The following is a 14,648-nucleotide window of genomic DNA, read 5'->3' as shown; positions in this document are numbered from 1 at the left end:
CGAGTCAAGGAAGCGGGGGGCTCGTGCTCCCGCCGCCGGGCGCGTCGCTGCGGGGCACCCGGACCAGGATCTCGCCGGGCCGCACCCAGCGCAGCTCCTCGCGCACGGCCCGCTCCTGGGCGAAGCGGTCGCCGGCCAGCGCATCGATCTCGCTGCGGAGCGCCTCGTTGCGCTCCGCGAGCGAGCGCCCGCGCGCACGGACCTCCTCGACTTCGTGATGCAGCCGCCGCCACGTGTCGACGCCGTTCTCCGCGTCGAACCACGCCCAGACGGCCGCGGCGGCGACCAGCAGGATCGCAACGAGTAGCGGGCGCACTCCCCACCCCCTCGGGAGGCGGACCCACGCTAGCAGGGAGCCCGCCGGGCCGCCCGGTGGCGGGCCGGCTCGGCCCCCCCCGGCGCTACTCCGGCGCCGCCGCCGGCCCCTGCGTCGCGCCGGTTGCGAGCTGCCGGATCCGCTCGTGGTACACGGCCGCGTCCCAGTCGCGCGGGCCGATGTAGCGGGCCAGGATCCGGCCGTCGCGGCCGATCAGGTAGCTCTCCGGATAGCGATAGGTCTGGTACGCCTCCGCGACCGTCTTCTCCGGGTCGAGCAGGATCGGGAAGCCCAGGCCGAGGCGCTCGCGGAACGCCTCGACGGGCGCGCGCTCCGCGTCGGTCGAGACGGCCAGGAGCCGGAAGTCGGTGCCGGCCAGCGCCTCGTGCAGGCGCTGCATCGCGGGCATCTCGTCCTCGCAGGGCTTGCACCAGGTGGCCCAGAAGTTCAGCAGCACCACCTTGCCGCGCAGGTCCGCGAGGCTCACGCTCCCGCCGTCGAGGCCTGGCAGCGTGAAGCCGGGGGCCGGCTGGCCAGGCCGGATCGGCTCGGGCGGCGGGCCCGTCGCCCAGAGCGCCGCGAACACGGCGACCGCCACCAGCACGGCCGCGGCGATCGCGCCGCCCCGTGAGCCCAACGCTCAGACCTTCGGGCGCTGCTTCGTGGACTTGCCGGCGCCGCCCGCGGCGCCGTGGGCCTTGCCGCCCGCCCGGGCGCGGCCGCGCGGCCGGGCGTCGTCCTCGGCCTTGGGCTTCGCCCGCCCCTTCGCCTTCGTCTCGCCCTCCGCCTTCGCCCGGCGCGCCGGCACCTTCGCCTCACTGCTCGAGGTCGTGCGGTCGACCAGCTCGACGAGCGACAGCGGTGCGGCGTCGCCCACCCGGCGGCGGACCTTGAGCACGCGCGTGTAGCCCCCGGCGCGCTCCTGGTAGCGGGGCGCCAGCTCGTCGAAGAGCTTGGTCGCCACCTCCCGTGTGCGCACGACACGCATGGCGAGCCGCCTCGCGTGCAGGTCGCCGCGCTTGCCGAGCGTGATCATCCGCTCGGCCACGCGGCGCACCTCCTTGGCCTTGGCGTCGGTGGTCTCGATCTGCTCGTGCTCGAGCAGCGAGGTGACCATGTTGCGCAGCATCGCGAGCCGGTGGGACGTGGTGCGCCCCAGCTTGCGTCCGCCCCAGCGGTGTCTCATCTCAGGCCTCGCGCGACTCGCGGATCTTCTCGAGATCCTTGCGCGTCGGGAAGTTGTCGAGCGTCATGCCCAGCGAGAGGCCCATGGAGGTCAGCACCTCCTTGATCTCGTTGAGCGACTTGCGGCCGAAGTTCTTGGTCTTGAGCATCTCGGCCTCCGTCTTCTGCACCAGCTCGCCGATGTACTTGATGTTGGCGTTCTGGAGGCAGTTGGCCGAGCGCACCGACAGCTCGAGCTCGTCGACCGAGCGGAACAGGTTCGGATTGAGCGGCTCGGGCTCCTCGATGCTCGGGCCACCGGCTTCCGTCGGCTCCTCGAAGTTGATGAAGATGGTGAGCTGGTCCTTCAGGATCTTCGCGGCATAGGCCACCGCGTCTGCCGGCGGCACGGCGCCGTTGGTCCAGACCTCGAGGTTGAGCCGGTCGAAGTCCGTCTCGCGGCCGACGCGCGCCGGCGTCACGGTGTAGTTCACCTTGAGGACCGGCGAGAAGATCGAGTCGATCGGGATCGTCCCGATCGCCATCTCCTCGCTCTTGTTGCGCTCGGCCGGGCGGTAGCCCTTGCCGTTGCCCACCGTCACCTCGAGCTCCACGTCCGCCTCGTTGTTCAGCGTCATCACGCGCAGCTCGGGGTTCAGCACCTCGATCGCGGAGTCCTCGGAGGCGAGGTCGCGCGCCAGGATCACACCCTCGCCCTGCTTGTGCAGGCGCAGCGTTCGCGGGCCCTCCGCGTGCATGCGCAGGCGCACCTCCTTCAGGTTCAGCACCACGTCCGCGACGTCCTCGATCACCCCGGGGATGGTCGAGAACTCGTGGAGCACGCCCTTGATCCGCACCGACGTGATGGCGGCGCCCTGGAGCGACGAGAGCAGCACGCGGCGCAGGGCGTTGCCCAGCGTGACGCCGAAGCCGCGCTCGAGCGGCTCGCACCAGAAGCGGCCGTAGCTCGTGGTGGCGCTCTCGTCCTCCGACTCGAGCCGCCGCGGTCGGATCAGCCCGCGCCAGTTCTGTGCGATGAGCTGCTGCTGCATGTCTCGTGCCCCCCTTTCGAGGCTGTTGCCCGGTTCCGCCGGCCCGACCGCGCCTCAGCGCGAGTAGAGCTCGACGATGAGCTGTTCCTGGATCGGCATGGTGATGTCCTCCCGGGTCGGAAGCACCTTCACCGTGCCTTCGAAGTTCTCGGCGTCGAGCTCGAGCCAGGCCGGCAGGCTGCGCCGCTCGAGCGCGGCCAGGGCCTCGGTGATCCGCGCGATCTGCCGCGAGCTCTCGCGCAGCCGCACCCGGGTGCCGGCCTTCACGCGGAACGACGGCACGTCGACCTTGCGGCCGCCGACCTCGAAGTGGCCATGGCGCACGAGCTGGCGCGCCTCGGCGCGCGAGGTCGCGAAGCCGAGCCGGAACACCACGTTGTCGAGCCGGCGCTCGAGCAGCGAGAGCAGGTTCTCGCCGGTGCGGCCGCGCATGCGCGTGGCGGCGCCCATCGTGAGCCGGAACTGCGCCTCCTGCACGCCGTACATGCGCTTCACCTTCTGCTTCTCGCGCAGCTGGAGGCCGTAGTCGGACACGCGAGCTCGGCCCTGGCCGTGCTGGCCCGGCGGATACGCGCGCCGCTCGACCCCGCACTTCTCCGTGTAGCAGCGGTCGCCCTTCAGGAAGAGCTTGGTGCCCTCGCGGCGGCACTGCCGGCAGACGGGCCCGGTGTAGCGGGACATGGCTGGCTCCTAGACGCGGCGCCGCTTCGGCGGGCGGCAGCCGTTGTGCGGGATCGGGGTGACGTCGCGGATCATGTTGATGCGCAAGCCGGCGGTGCCGAGCGCGCGCAGCGCCGACTCGCGGCCGGCCCCGGGGCCCTTCACGAAGACCGACACCGAACGGACGCCGTGCTCCATCGCCTTCTTGGCGCAGTCCTCGGCGGCCGTCTGGGCGGCGAAGGGCGTGCTCTTGCGCGAGCCCTTGAAGCCCTGCTGGCCACAGCTCGACCACGACAGCGCGTTGCCGGCCGTGTCGGTGATCGTGATCACGGTGTTGTTGAACGTCGACTGGATGTGGGCGACGCCCGCCGCGACGTTCTTCTTGACCTTCTTCTTGGCTCCCTTGGCCACTCGTCCCTCGCTTCCTTACTTCTTCGCCGGCGCCTTCTTCTTGCCGGCGACGGTCTTGGCGGGACCCTTGCGGGTGCGCGCGTTGGTGTGGGTCCGCTGGCCACGAACGGGCAGCCCCCGCCGGTGCCGCAGGCCGCGGTAGCATCCGATGTCCATCAGCTCCTTGATGTTCTGTTGGACGTCGCGGCGCAGGTCGCCCTCGACCTCGAAGTCGTTCTCGATGATCTCGCGCAGCCGCACCACGTCACCGTCGCTGAGCTGGTCCGTCTTCAGCGCGAGGCTCACGTCGGCCTTCGCGCAGATCCGCTTGGCGGAGGTGCGGCCGATGCCGTGGATGTAGGTCAGCGCGATCTCGAGGCGCTTGTTGCGCGGCAGATCGATGCCGGCGATGCGTGCCATGGCGTTCTCCTAGCCCTGTCGCTGCTTGTGCTTGGGATTGTCGCAGATGATGCGCACGACCCCGTTGCGCCGGATCACCCGGCACTTGTCGCAGATCTTCTTGACCGATGCGCGAACCTTCATCTCGCCCTCGCGTTCGTTCAGTGCGATCCGGGCACCCGGGTCAGGACCTCGGGGCCCGCCTCGGTGACCAGGATCGTGTGCTCGAAGTGGGCCGCGAGCGAGCCGTCGGCGGTCACCGCGGTCCATTCGTCGTCCAGCATGCGGACGTCGGGACCACCGGCCGTGACCATCGGCTCGATCGCGAAGACCATGCCGGGCTTGAGCCGCGGCCCGCGGCCGGCCGGCCCGTAGTTCGGGATCTGCGGCGGCTCGTGCATCTCGCGCCCGATGCCGTGTCCGACGAATTGCCGCACCACCGAGAAGCCCTCCCCCTCCGCGTGCGCCTGCACGGCGTGGCCGATGTCGGAGAGCCGGTGGCCGGCCCGCATCTGGCCGATCCCCTCGTCGAGCGCGCGGCGGGTGGCGTCGACCAGACGCTGCGCCTCCGCGCCCAGGCGCCCGACCGGCACGGTCACCGCCGAGTCGCCGTGGTAGCCCTCGAAGGAGACGCCGAAGTCGAGCGAGAGGACGTCGCCCTCCTTCAGCTCGCGGCGGCCCGGAATGCCGTGCACGACCTCCTCGTTGACCGAGACGCAGAGCACTGCCGGATAGGGCGGCAGCCCGTGCGGGCCGTAGCCGAGGAACGAGGACTCGACGCCGCGCCTGCGGATCGCGCGCCGGGCGTGCTCGTCGAGCTCGCCGGTGGTCACACCGGGCTTCGCGAGCTCGCGCAGCTCGAGCAGGATCTCGGCCACGTGGCGGCCGGCCACGCGCATCGCCTCGAGTTCGTGCCGCGTCTTGATGCGGATCGCCTCGCCGAAGGCCATCACGAGCGCAGCGCCTCCTCGATCCGCGCGGCCACCTCGTCGACGCTGCCCTCGCCGTCGAGCTTGGCGAGCACCCCGCGGGCCGCGTAGTAGTCGATCAGCGGCTGGGTCTTCTCGCGGTAGACGCGCATCCGGGTGCGGATCGTCGCCTCGTTGTCGTCGCTGCGGCCCTCGAGCTCGGCGCGGCGCAGCAGGCGCTCGACCAGCTCGTCCTCGTCGACCTGGAGCGCCACACAGCGCTCGAGCGCAACGCCGAGACGCGCGAGCATCTCGTCGAGCGCCGCCGCCTGCGCCGCCGTACGCGGGAAGCCGTCGAGGATGAAGCCCTTGGCCGCGTCCGGCTGGCCCAGGCGCTCCTCGGCGACGCCGATCACCACCTCGTCGGGCACGAGGTCGCCACGGTCCATGAAGGCCTTCGCGCGGCGCCCCACCTCGCTGCCCGCCTGGACCGCGGCGCGCAGCATGTCGCCGGTCGAGACCTGGGGGATCCCGAGGGCCCGGACCAGGCGCTCGGCCTGGGTGCCCTTGCCGGCGCCCGGCGGGCCCAGCAGCAGCAGGCGGGTGGCCGTCATCGCCCGAGCCTCCCGCGGATCCGGGTGCCCTTCACGAAGCCCTCGTACTGCCGCGAGACCAGGTGGGCCTCGATCTGCCCGACCGTGTCGAGCGCCACGCCGACCACGATCAGCAGCGCCGTGCCGCCGAAGTAGAACGGCACGCCCACCTGGTTCGAGAGCAGGACCGGCAGGATGCAGACCGCCGCCACGTAGAGGGCACCGATCAGGGTGAGCCGCCCCAGGATCCGGTCGATGTACTCGGCGGTCTTCTTGCCGGGGCGGATCCCGGGGATGTAGGCGCCCGAGCGCTTGATGTTGTCCGCCACGTCGTTCGGGTTGATCACGATCGCCGTGTAGAAGAACGCGAAGAACACGATCAGCCCGATGTAGATCAGGTTGTAGAGCGGGCTCCCGAAGCCCAGGTAGTCCGTGAAGAAGTTGCTGACCGTCTCGGACTCGACGAACTGGGTGATCGTGAGCGGGAACATCAGGATCGAGGAGGCGAAGATCGGCGGGATCACGCCCGCCGTGTTCAGGCGCAGCGGGAAGTAGCTCATGCCCCCCTGCATGACCCGGCGCCCGACCACCCGCTTGGCGTGCTGGATCGGGATCCGGCGCTGGCCGCGCTCGCAGTAGACCACGAAGCCCGTCACCAGGACCGTGAAGGCCAGCAGCAGCAGCGCCCCGAGGAGCGTGAACTGGTCGGTGCGGATCAGCTCGACCAGCGACGTCAGCGCCGACGGGATGCTGACCACGATCCCCGCGAAGATGATCAGCGAGATGCCGTTGCCGATGCCGCGCTCGGTGATCTGCTCGCCGAGCCACATGATGAAGGCGGTCCCGGTGGTGAGGGTCAGCATCATCAGGATGCGGAAGCCCCAGCCCGGCGCGATCACGGCGTTCTCGCCGAACTGCCCGTTCTCGAGCGCGAAGGCCAACAGCAGGCTCTGGAGCAGCGCGATCACGACGGTGGCGTAGCGGGTCCACTGGGTGATCTTGCGCCGGCCCTGCTCGCCTTCCTTCTGGAGCTGCTCGACCTGGGGAATCACCACGGTCAGCAGCTGGAAGATGATCGACGCGCTGATGTAGGGCATGATGCCCAGCGCGAAGATCGACAGCTGCTCGAGGGCTCCTCCCGAGAACAGGTTGAAGAGCCCGAACATCGTGCCGCCCATCTGGTCGAAGAAGTTCCGGATCACCTCCGGATTGATCCCCGGCGTGACGATGTGCGCACCGAGCCGGTAGACGGCCAGCATCCCGAAGGTGAACAGGATGCGCCGCTGCAGCTCGGGCACGCGGCCGATGTTCTGGACCCCGCCGATCACTCGACGATCTCCACCTTTCCGCCGGCCGCCTCGATCTTCGCGCGTGCCGACGCGCTGGCGCGCTGCACCCGCACCGTCAGGTTTCGCGGCGCCTCGCCCTCGGCGAGCAGCTTGATCGGCGCCGAGCCGGTGCGTACCAGCCCGCGCGCGAGGAGCGCCTCCGCGTCCACGGTGGCGCCGTCCCCGAAGCCGGCGAGCGCGCCCACGTTCACGATCTCGCACGCGACCCGGTCCGGGCGGCGGAAGCCGTACTTCCGGATCCGGCGCACGAGCGGCATCTGGCCGCCCTCGAAGTGGCGCCCGGTCTCGGCGCCCGCCGAGCGGTGGCCCTGGCCCTTGGTGCCGCGGCCGGAGGTCTTGCCGAAGCCGCAGCCGGGCCCGCGGGGCCGCCGGTGGCGGGTGCGCGCTCCCGGCCGGGGCGCTAGCCGATCGAGCATGGTCAGTCCTCCACCCGCACCAGGTGCGAGACCTTGGCGATCATGCCCCGCACGGCCGGCTCGTCGGGCACCTCGACGGTCTGCTGCAGGCGCCGGAGCCCGAGGCCCTTGAGCGTCGAGCGCTGGCGCGGATCGGAGCCGATCTGGCTCTTCACCCACGTCACGCGGAGCTTGCCACCCTTCGACGCGCTCATGCCGGGGCCACCTCCTCGGCCTCGCCCGCCGGCTCGTGGCCGAGCTCGCGCAGGCGCTCCTCGGGATCGCGCAGCGAGCCGAGCGCCGTCATCGTCGCGTGTACGACGTTGTGGGGGTTGCTGGTGCCGATGCTCTTGGTGAGCACGTCCTGGACGCCCGCCGCCTCGAGCACCGCGCGCACACCCCCACCCGCGATCACGCCGGTGCCCGGCGAGGCGGGCTTGAGCAGCACGAGCCCGGCGCCGAAGTGGCCGAGCACCTCGTGCGGCAGCGTCCCGCCCTGGAGCGGCACCCGCAGCAGGTGCTTGCGTGCACGGTCGACGCCCTTGCGGATCGCCTCGGGCACCTCGCCGGCCTTGCCGAGGCCGACCCCCACCACGCCGTTGCCGTCGCCCACGACGACCAGCGCGCTGAAGCTGAAGCGCCGTCCGCCCTTCACCACCTTGGCGACGCGGTTGATGTGTACCACGCGGTCGCTGAGCTCGTACTCGTTGGCATTGAGCCTGTCGCGTCGGATCCTGGCCATGTCAGAACTGGAGCCCCGCTTCTCGGGCCGCGTCGGCAAGTGCCTTCACGCGGCCGTGGTAGAGGAAGCCGTTGCGGTTGAACACCACCCGCTCGACGTTGCGCGCCCGGGCCATCTCGGCGATCGCCTTGCCCACGCGCTTGGCGGCCTCGACGTTGCCGGTGGCCGACAGGCCCTGGGCGACGCCCGCCGTGCGCGTCGAGACGCCACCCAGCGTGCGGCCGCTCTCGGGGTCGACGAGCTGGGCGTAGATGTGCCGGGCGCTGCGGTAGACGACGAGCTGCACGCGATCGCCGCCCGCGACCTTGCGCGCCACGCGCGCCTTGCGCGCCGCCCACTTCTCCATCCTCGGGTTGCCGATCCTGGCCCTCATCACTCCCCTCACGTCGCCGCGCCGGCCTTGCCGACCTTGCGCCGGATCCGCTCGTCGGCGTAGCGGACACCCTTGCCCTTGTACGGCTCGGGCGGCCGCAGCCCGCGGATCTCCGACGCGAACTGCCCCACCTGCTCGCGGTCGATCCCGCTGACGCGGATCTTGTTCTGGCCCTCGACCGCGACCGCGAGCCCCTCCGGCACCTCCAGCACCACCGGGTGCGAGAAGCCGAGCGAGAGCGTGAGCTTCTTGCCCGACGCCTCGGCGCGGTAGCCGACGCCCTCGATCTGGAGCTCGCGGTGGAAGCCCTCGGTCACCCCGCGGACCATGTTCGCGAGGGTCGCGCGGGCCAGGCCGTGAAAGGCGCGCGAAGGCTTGCGGTCGTCGTCCCGGGCGAAGCGCGCCTGGCCGCCGTCGACCGACACCGTCACCGAGGGCGGCACCGGAGCGCGCAGGGTCCCCTTCGGGCCCTTCACGTGCAGCTCGCCCGCCACCTGGTCCACGCTCACCCCGGACGGGATCGCGACGGGCCTGCGGCCGATGCGCGACATCACCACACCTCGCAGAGCAGCTCGCCGCCCACCGCGGCCTCGCGGGCCCGGCTGTCGGAGAGCACGCCCTTCGAGGTCGAGAGCACGGCGATGCCGAGTCCGTTGCGGACCCGCGGAATCTCGTCCCGGGCCACGTACACGCGGCGGCTCGGGCGGCTCACCCGGCGCAGGCCGTCGATCACGCCGCGCCCGTCGTCGCCGTAGCGCAGGCCCACCACCAGCACCGGCAGCCCCTCGCGCGTCTCCGCGCGCACCTCGCCGACGAAGCCGGCCTCCGCCAGCACCCGGGCGATCGCGAGCTTCACCTTCGAGTGCGGCAGCGCCACCTCCTTGTGGCGTGCCTGCGCGCCGTTGCGGATGCGGGCGAGCATGTCGCCGATCGGGTCGGTCATCATGGAACGTTCCTCGCTACTGCCGGAAGGGCATGCCCAGGTGCCCCAGGAGCGCCTTGCCCTCGGCGTCGTTGCGGGCGGTGGTGCAGACCGTGACGTTGAGCCCCGAGATCTTCTCCACCGCGTCGTAGTTCACCTCCGGGAAGATGATCTGCTCCCGGATCCCGAGCGTGTAGTTGCCGCGGCCGTCGAAGGCCTTCGCCGACACACCCTTGAAGTCACGAACACGCGGGAGCGCGACCGTCAGCAGGCGGTCGAGGAACTCCCACATCCGGTCGCCGCGCAGGGTGACCATGGCACCGATCGCCTGGCCCTGGCGCAGCTTGAAGTTGGCGATCGACTTGCGCGCCCGGCGCACCAGCGGCTTCTGGCCGGTGATCGCCGTCAGCTCCTCGACCGCCTTCTCGAGCAGCTTGGCGTTCTGGGTCGCCGCACCGACACCCATGTTCACCACCACCTTCTCGACCTTCGGCACCTGGTGGACGTTCTTGTACCCGAACTCCTGGGAGAGCTTGCCCACCACTTCCTGCCGGTAGCGCTCCTGCAGTCGCGGAGCCATCACAGCACCTCCGGCGCCAGCGAGATGATCTTCATGAAGCGCCGGGCCCGCAGCTCGCGCGCCACGGGGCCGAAGATGCGCGTGCCCACCGGCTCGCGCTGGTTGTCGATCAGCACCGCGGCGTTGTCGTCGAACTTGATGTACGACCCGTCCGGCCGGGCCACGCCCTTGGCCGTGCGCACCACCACGGCCTTGCGTACCTCGCCCTTCTTCACCCGCCCGTTCGGGATCGCGTCCTTCACCGACACGACGATGATGTCACCGATCGAGGCGTAGCGGCGCCGGGACCCCCCCAGCACCCGGATGCAGGCCACCTTGCGCGCGCCGGAGTTGTCGGCGACCTCGAGCAGCGATTCCTGTTGCACCATGGCGTCAGACTCCGGTGGCCTTCTGCAGGGTCGCCTGGACCTTCCAGCGCTTGCGCTTCGACAGCGGCCGGTGCTCGATGATCCGCACCCGGTCCCCGACCCGGCAGGCGTTCTCCGGGTCGTGCGCCATGAAGCGCGAGTAGCGCCGCACGTACTTCTCGTAGTGGAGGTCGCGCACCAGCCGCTCGACCCTCACCACCACGGTCTTGTCCATCTTGTCGCTGACGACGGTGCCGTCCAGCGTCCTTCGCTGTCCTCTTTCGGTCATCGGCTCGCTCCAGCCCTCGCGCGCAGGACGGTCTCGACCCGCGCGATGTCGCGGCGCAGCAGTCGCAGTCTGGCCGTGTTCTCGAGCTGGCCGGTGGCGTGCTTCACCTTGGCGGTGAAGTGCTCGCGGCGCAGCTGCTCCTCCTTGGCGCGCAGCTCCTCCAGCGTCAGCTCGCGCAGCTCCGACGCCTTCATGCCGTCTCCTCCCGCGCGACGAAGCGCGTCCTCAGCGACAGCTTGTGGGCGGCGAGCCGGAGCGCCTCCGAGGCGACCTCGCGCGGCACGCCTTCCATCTCGTAGATCACGCGGCCGCGCCGCACCACCGCCACCCACTCCTCGACGTTGCCCTTGCCCTTGCCCATGCGGGTCTCGGCGGGCTTCTTGGTGATGGGCTTGTCGGGGAAGATGCGGATCCAGATCTTGCCGCCGCGCTTCACGTGCCGGGTCATCGCGATGCGTGCGGCCTCGATCTGGCGGGCGGTGACCTTGCCGGACTCGAGCACCTGGAGCCCGTAGTCGCCGAAGGCGACCGTGGCACCCCGCGTCGCCGTCCCGCGGATCCGGCCCTTCATCATCTTGCGGTACTTGACCTTCTTCGGCTGGAGCATCGCCTACCGTCCCTCTTCCGCGAGGCGCGTGGCGAGCGTGCCGCGGCGCAGCTCCTTGTCTGCCAGGTCGCCCTTGAAGATCCAGCACTTCACGCCGATCACGCCGTAGGTGGTCTTCGCCTCGGCCAGCCCGTAGTCGATGTCGGCGCGCAGCGTGTGCAGGGGCACGCGGCCCTCGCGGTACCACTCGCAGCGGCCCATCTCGGCGCCGCCCAGCCGTCCGGCCGCCTGGATGCGCACGCCCTGGGCGCCGAACTTCATGGTCGCGGTCACGGCCTTCTTCATCGCGCGCCGGAAGGCCACGCGGCGCTCGAGCTGCATCGCCACGTTCTCCGCGACCAGCTGCGCGTCGAGCTCGGCCTTGCGGATCTCCTTGATGTTGATGAACACCTCGCCGGCGGTGAGGGCGCCGACCTCCTTGCGGAGCGTGTCCACCTCGGCGCCGCGCTTGCCGATCAGGATGCCGGGCCGCGCGGTGTGGATGTTCACCACCACCTTCTCGCCGGTACGCTCGATCACCACCTTCGAGATGCCGGCGTGGTAGAGCTTCTTCTTGATGAAGCGCCGGATCTTCACGTCCTCGTGGAGCTGGGGCGCGTAGCGCCGCTCCGAGAACCAGTTCGACTGCCAGCCGTAGAGCGTACCGATCCGGAAACCGTACGGGTGGACCTTCTGTCCCATCGCTCAGCGCTCCCCGAGGACGAGCGTGTAGTGGCTCGACCGCTTCTGGATCCAATAGGCGCGTCCCTGTGCGCGCGGGCGGATGCGCCACGAGCTGGGGCCCTCGTCCACGCGCACCTCGCGGACCACCAGGCTGTCCACGTCGATGCCGCGCTTCTCGCGCTCGTTGGCCTGCTCCGCGTTCGCCAGCGCCGAGCGCAGCAGCTTCGCCATCGGCGCCGACGCGCGGCGCGGGGTCTGGGCGAGGATGTGCAGAGCCTCCTCGACGCCCTTGCCGCGGATCAGGTCCGCCACCAGCCGCGCCTTGCGGGCGCTCCCGCGCACGCCCCTGAGCTTCGCCGTCACCATGGTTCAGACCTTCTTGACCTTCCGGTCCGACGAGTGGCCGGTGAACTTCCGGGTCGGCGCGAACTCCCCGAGCCGATGCCCGACCATGTTCTCCGTCACGTACACCGGTACGAAGAGCTTGCCGTTGTGGACCTGGAACGTGACTCCGACCATCTCCGGCGTGATCATCGAGCGCCGCGACCAGGTGCGGATCGCCTGCTTGGCGCCGCTGCTCGCGGCCTTGTCGATCTTGCGCTGGAGGCCCGGATCGACGAACGGTCCCTTCTTGAGAGAGCGCGCCATCTACCTGCCCTTTCCACGCCGCTTGACGATCAGCTTGTCGGTTCGCTGGTTCTTGCGGGTCTTGTGGCCCTTGGTCGGAACGCCCCACGGTGTGCACGGGTGGCGGCCGCCCGAGGACCGGCCCTCGCCGCCACCCATCGGATGGTCGACGGGGTTCATGGTGACGCCGCGGTTGTGCGGCATCCGGCCCTTCCAGCGCGAGCGGCCGGCCTTGCCGAGGCTCACGTTCTCGTGGTCGACGTTGCCGACCTGGCCGATCGTCGCAGTGCACTGGACACGCACGTAGCGCTGCTCGCCGCTCGGCATGCGCAGCGTCGCCATGCCCGCTTCGCGTGCCATCAGCTGCGCGCCCACCCCGGCGGCACGCACCATCTGCGCGCCGCGCCCGGGCTTGAGCTCGACGTTGTGGACCACGGAGCCGAGGGGGATGTTCGCGAGCGGCATCGCGTTGCCCGGCCGGATGTCGGCCTCCGGGCCCGACATCACGGGATCGCCCACCCGCAGCCCGACGGGTGCCAGGATGTAGCGCTTCTCGCCGTCGGCGTAGTGCAGGAGCGCGATCTGGGCCGAGCGGTTCGGGTCGTACTCGAGCGCGGCGACCCGGGCCGGGATCCCGTCCTTGTTGCGCTTCCAGTCGATGATCCGGTAGCGGCGCTTGTGGCCTCCGCCCTGGAAGCGCACGGTCACGTTCCCGGCACCGTTGCGGCCGCCCTGCTGGCGCGTGCGCCCGCCGAGCAGGGACTTCTCCGGCGCCTTCTTCGTCAGGTCCGAGAAGTCCAGCACGCTCATCTGGCGCCGGCCGGGGGACGTCGGCTTGTAGACCTTGACCGGCATCACACTCCCTCGAAGAACTCGATGGACTGGCCCTCGGCGAGCCGCACCACCGCCTTCTTCCACTGCGGACGGGCGCCGACGTGGCGTCCGACCCGCCGCATCTTGCGCGGCATGCGCATCGTCCGGACGTCCTCGACGCGGACCGAGAAGAGCTCCTCGACCGCAGCCCGCACGTCGTGCTTGCTGGCCTTCGGGTCGACGGCGAAGGTCACCTCGTTGCGCTCCTCGCGCGCGAGCGTGCTCTTCTCCGTGACCAGCGGCCGCTGGATCACCTCGTGGGACTTCACGAGCGGGCCTCCTGCGCGGGGGCCTCGCCGAGCCGCGCGTGGATCGCGTCGAGCGCGTCTCGCGTCACCAGGAGCCGCTGGTGGCGCAGCACGTCGTAGGTGTTGAGCCCTTCGGCGCGCAGCACGCCGACCCAGCGCAGGTTGCGGGCCGCGCGCTCGAGGGCGGCATCGGCGCCGGCCGTGACGATCAGCACCGAGGCGCTGCCGTCGAAGCCGAGCCGGCCGAGCAGCTCCACCACCTGCTTCGTCTTCGGCGCGTCGAGCGCCAGCGCGTCGACCGCGACCAGCGCACCCTCCTGGTGCCGCAGCGAGAGCGCCCCGCGCAGCGCCGCCCGCCGGACCTTCTTCGGCAGCGCGTGCTCGTGCGAGCGCGGCACCGGTCCGAAGACCACCCCGCCGCCGGACCACTGCGGCGCCCGGATCGAGCCCTGCCGCGCGCGCCCGGTGCCCTTCTGGCGCCACGGCTTGATGCCGCCGCCCGAAACGCCCGCGCGGTTGCGGGTCGCGTGGGTACCGCGCTGGCGCTTCGCAAGCTGCCGGCGCACCTCGGCATGGAACAGGTGCGGCCGGACCGGCGCCTCGAAGACCGCCGGATCCAGCTCCACGCTGGCCTTCCCGCCCGTGCCTGCCGTCGTGAGCAGTTCCTGGGTCGCCATGGCTACAGCTTGATCTCGACGTCGACGCCGGCGGCCAGCTCGAGCTTCATCAGCGCGTCCACCGTCTGCGGCGTCGGATCGAGGATGTCGATCAGCCGCTTGTGGGTGCGGATCTCGAACTGCTCGCGCGACTTCTTGTCGATGTGGGGCCCGCGCAGGACCGTGAACTTGTTGATCGACGTCGGCAGCGGGATCGGACCCGCCACGCGCGCGCCGGTCCGCACGGCGGTGTCGACGATCTCCCCGGCGCTCTGGTCGAGGAGCTTGAAGTCGTACGCCTTCATGCGGATCCGGATCTTCTGGGTCGCGAGCTCGGCCATCTGGGGGTCCTTTCTCCGTGCCTGACCAGCTCGCTACTCGACGATCTCGGCGACGACGCCCGCACCCACCGTGCGGCCGCCCTCGCGGATCGCGAAGCGCAGCTCCTTGTCCATCGCGATCGGCGTGATGAGATTCACCACCATCTCGATGTTG

At 70.8% G+C, this 14,648-nt stretch carries 30 protein-coding genes; all 30 read right to left on the bottom strand.

The window, feature by feature from the left end; genetic code table 11:
- Positions 1-4: 4 nt before the first annotated feature.
- Positions 5-316, bottom strand: a complete 312-nt coding sequence (locus OZ948_01355) for a septum formation initiator family protein (protein MEB2343371.1) — start codon at positions 314-316, stop codon at positions 5-7.
- A gap of 85 nt (positions 317-401) precedes the next feature.
- Positions 402-953, bottom strand: a complete 552-nt coding sequence (locus tag OZ948_01350; protein MEB2343370.1) for a TlpA disulfide reductase family protein — start codon at positions 951-953, stop codon at positions 402-404.
- Between the two features lie 3 nt (positions 954-956).
- Complete coding sequence (gene rplQ / locus OZ948_01345) at positions 957-1,502, bottom strand: 50S ribosomal protein L17 (GenBank protein ID MEB2343369.1); 546 nt, start codon at positions 1,500-1,502, stop codon at positions 957-959.
- Position 1,503: 1 nt separating this feature from the next.
- Entirely contained in the window at positions 1,504-2,517 is a 1,014-nt protein-coding gene (locus OZ948_01340) for a DNA-directed RNA polymerase subunit alpha (GenBank protein MEB2343368.1), read from the bottom strand.
- Between the two features lie 69 nt (positions 2,518-2,586).
- Positions 2,587-3,213 (bottom strand): 30S ribosomal protein S4, encoded by a 627-nt coding sequence (rpsD, locus tag OZ948_01335; GenBank protein ID MEB2343367.1) that lies wholly within the window; start codon positions 3,211-3,213, stop codon positions 2,587-2,589.
- A gap of 9 nt (positions 3,214-3,222) precedes the next feature.
- Positions 3,223-3,603, bottom strand: coding sequence for a 30S ribosomal protein S11 (gene rpsK, locus OZ948_01330; protein MEB2343366.1), 381 nt, complete (start codon positions 3,601-3,603; stop codon positions 3,223-3,225).
- A gap of 15 nt (positions 3,604-3,618) precedes the next feature.
- A complete protein-coding gene (gene rpsM / locus OZ948_01325) occupies positions 3,619-4,002 on the bottom strand; it encodes a 30S ribosomal protein S13 (GenBank protein ID MEB2343365.1) in 384 nt (127 codons plus the stop codon).
- Between the two features lie 9 nt (positions 4,003-4,011).
- Complete coding sequence (gene rpmJ, locus OZ948_01320; GenBank protein ID MEB2343364.1) at positions 4,012-4,125, bottom strand: 50S ribosomal protein L36; 114 nt, start codon at positions 4,123-4,125, stop codon at positions 4,012-4,014.
- 17 nt (positions 4,126-4,142) lie between these two features.
- Complete coding sequence (map, locus tag OZ948_01315; GenBank protein ID MEB2343363.1) at positions 4,143-4,931, bottom strand: type I methionyl aminopeptidase; 789 nt, start codon at positions 4,929-4,931, stop codon at positions 4,143-4,145.
- A complete protein-coding gene (locus tag OZ948_01310) occupies positions 4,931-5,503 on the bottom strand; it encodes an adenylate kinase (protein MEB2343362.1) in 573 nt (190 codons plus the stop codon). The genes map and OZ948_01310 overlap by 1 nt, the downstream gene beginning before the upstream one ends.
- Positions 5,500-6,810 carry a preprotein translocase subunit SecY gene (secY, locus tag OZ948_01305; protein MEB2343361.1) on the bottom strand — a complete coding sequence of 437 codons (1,311 nt, stop codon included), beginning with the start codon at positions 6,808-6,810 and terminating at the stop codon, positions 5,500-5,502. The genes OZ948_01310 and secY overlap by 4 nt, the downstream gene beginning before the upstream one ends.
- The gene (rplO, locus tag OZ948_01300; protein ID MEB2343360.1) at positions 6,807-7,247 is read right to left on the bottom strand and encodes a 50S ribosomal protein L15; all 441 of its coding nucleotides are present in this window, start codon (positions 7,245-7,247) and stop codon (positions 6,807-6,809) included. The genes secY and rplO overlap by 4 nt, the downstream gene beginning before the upstream one ends.
- Positions 7,248-7,249: 2 nt before the next feature.
- Complete coding sequence (gene rpmD, locus OZ948_01295; protein ID MEB2343359.1) at positions 7,250-7,441, bottom strand: 50S ribosomal protein L30; 192 nt, start codon at positions 7,439-7,441, stop codon at positions 7,250-7,252.
- Positions 7,438-7,968 carry a 30S ribosomal protein S5 gene (gene rpsE, locus OZ948_01290; GenBank protein MEB2343358.1) on the bottom strand — a complete coding sequence of 177 codons (531 nt, stop codon included), beginning with the start codon at positions 7,966-7,968 and terminating at the stop codon, positions 7,438-7,440. The genes rpmD and rpsE overlap by 4 nt, the downstream gene beginning before the upstream one ends.
- Before the next feature lies 1 nt (position 7,969).
- Positions 7,970-8,341, bottom strand: coding sequence for a 50S ribosomal protein L18 (rplR, locus tag OZ948_01285; GenBank protein MEB2343357.1), 372 nt, complete (start codon positions 8,339-8,341; stop codon positions 7,970-7,972).
- Between the two features lie 8 nt (positions 8,342-8,349).
- On the bottom strand, positions 8,350-8,892 hold the full coding sequence (gene rplF / locus OZ948_01280) for a 50S ribosomal protein L6 (GenBank protein MEB2343356.1): 543 nt from the start codon (positions 8,890-8,892) through the stop codon (positions 8,350-8,352).
- Positions 8,892-9,287, bottom strand: a complete 396-nt coding sequence (rpsH, locus tag OZ948_01275) for a 30S ribosomal protein S8 (GenBank protein MEB2343355.1) — start codon at positions 9,285-9,287, stop codon at positions 8,892-8,894. The genes rplF and rpsH overlap by 1 nt, the downstream gene beginning before the upstream one ends.
- A 13-nt stretch (positions 9,288-9,300) precedes the next feature.
- A complete protein-coding gene (gene rplE, locus OZ948_01270; GenBank protein MEB2343354.1) occupies positions 9,301-9,843 on the bottom strand; it encodes a 50S ribosomal protein L5 in 543 nt (180 codons plus the stop codon).
- Complete coding sequence (gene rplN / locus OZ948_01265) at positions 9,843-10,211, bottom strand: 50S ribosomal protein L14 (GenBank protein MEB2343353.1); 369 nt, start codon at positions 10,209-10,211, stop codon at positions 9,843-9,845. Before rplN ends, rplE begins: the two co-directional genes overlap by 1 nt.
- A 4-nt stretch (positions 10,212-10,215) precedes the next feature.
- Positions 10,216-10,479, bottom strand: coding sequence for a 30S ribosomal protein S17 (gene rpsQ / locus OZ948_01260; GenBank protein MEB2343352.1), 264 nt, complete (start codon positions 10,477-10,479; stop codon positions 10,216-10,218).
- Positions 10,476-10,673: a 50S ribosomal protein L29 gene (gene rpmC, locus OZ948_01255; protein MEB2343351.1), complete on the bottom strand. Its 198-nt coding sequence runs from the start codon at positions 10,671-10,673 to the stop codon at positions 10,476-10,478. Before rpmC ends, rpsQ begins: the two co-directional genes overlap by 4 nt.
- A complete protein-coding gene (gene rplP / locus OZ948_01250) occupies positions 10,670-11,086 on the bottom strand; it encodes a 50S ribosomal protein L16 (GenBank protein MEB2343350.1) in 417 nt (138 codons plus the stop codon). The genes rpmC and rplP overlap by 4 nt, the downstream gene beginning before the upstream one ends.
- 3 nt (positions 11,087-11,089) lie before the next feature.
- On the bottom strand, positions 11,090-11,767 hold the full coding sequence (gene rpsC, locus OZ948_01245) for a 30S ribosomal protein S3 (protein MEB2343349.1): 678 nt from the start codon (positions 11,765-11,767) through the stop codon (positions 11,090-11,092).
- Positions 11,768-11,770: 3 nt separating this feature from the next.
- Entirely contained in the window at positions 11,771-12,115 is a 345-nt protein-coding gene (gene rplV / locus OZ948_01240; GenBank protein ID MEB2343348.1) for a 50S ribosomal protein L22, read from the bottom strand.
- Positions 12,116-12,118: 3 nt separating this feature from the next.
- Positions 12,119-12,397 (bottom strand): 30S ribosomal protein S19, encoded by a 279-nt coding sequence (gene rpsS, locus OZ948_01235; GenBank protein MEB2343347.1) that lies wholly within the window; start codon positions 12,395-12,397, stop codon positions 12,119-12,121.
- Positions 12,398-13,231 carry a 50S ribosomal protein L2 gene (gene rplB / locus OZ948_01230; protein ID MEB2343346.1) on the bottom strand — a complete coding sequence of 278 codons (834 nt, stop codon included), beginning with the start codon at positions 13,229-13,231 and terminating at the stop codon, positions 12,398-12,400.
- The gene (locus OZ948_01225) at positions 13,231-13,518 is read right to left on the bottom strand and encodes a 50S ribosomal protein L23 (GenBank protein MEB2343345.1); all 288 of its coding nucleotides are present in this window, start codon (positions 13,516-13,518) and stop codon (positions 13,231-13,233) included. The genes rplB and OZ948_01225 overlap by 1 nt, the downstream gene beginning before the upstream one ends.
- Positions 13,515-14,174 carry a 50S ribosomal protein L4 gene (rplD, locus tag OZ948_01220; GenBank protein ID MEB2343344.1) on the bottom strand — a complete coding sequence of 220 codons (660 nt, stop codon included), beginning with the start codon at positions 14,172-14,174 and terminating at the stop codon, positions 13,515-13,517. Before rplD ends, OZ948_01225 begins: the two co-directional genes overlap by 4 nt.
- A 2-nt stretch (positions 14,175-14,176) precedes the next feature.
- Positions 14,177-14,494, bottom strand: coding sequence for a 30S ribosomal protein S10 (gene rpsJ / locus OZ948_01215; protein ID MEB2343343.1), 318 nt, complete (start codon positions 14,492-14,494; stop codon positions 14,177-14,179).
- A gap of 33 nt (positions 14,495-14,527) precedes the next feature.
- Positions 14,528-14,648: elongation factor Tu (gene tuf, locus OZ948_01210; GenBank protein ID MEB2343342.1), on the bottom strand; the 121-nt coding region annotated here is incomplete at its 5' end.

The sequence above is a fragment of the Deltaproteobacteria bacterium genome, assembly GCA_035063765.1.
Taxonomy (GTDB): domain Bacteria; phylum Myxococcota_A; class UBA9160; order UBA9160; family PR03; genus CAADGG01.
Note: the sequence above shows the minus strand (reverse complement) of the source record. Positions and strands in the feature narration are given on the sequence as shown.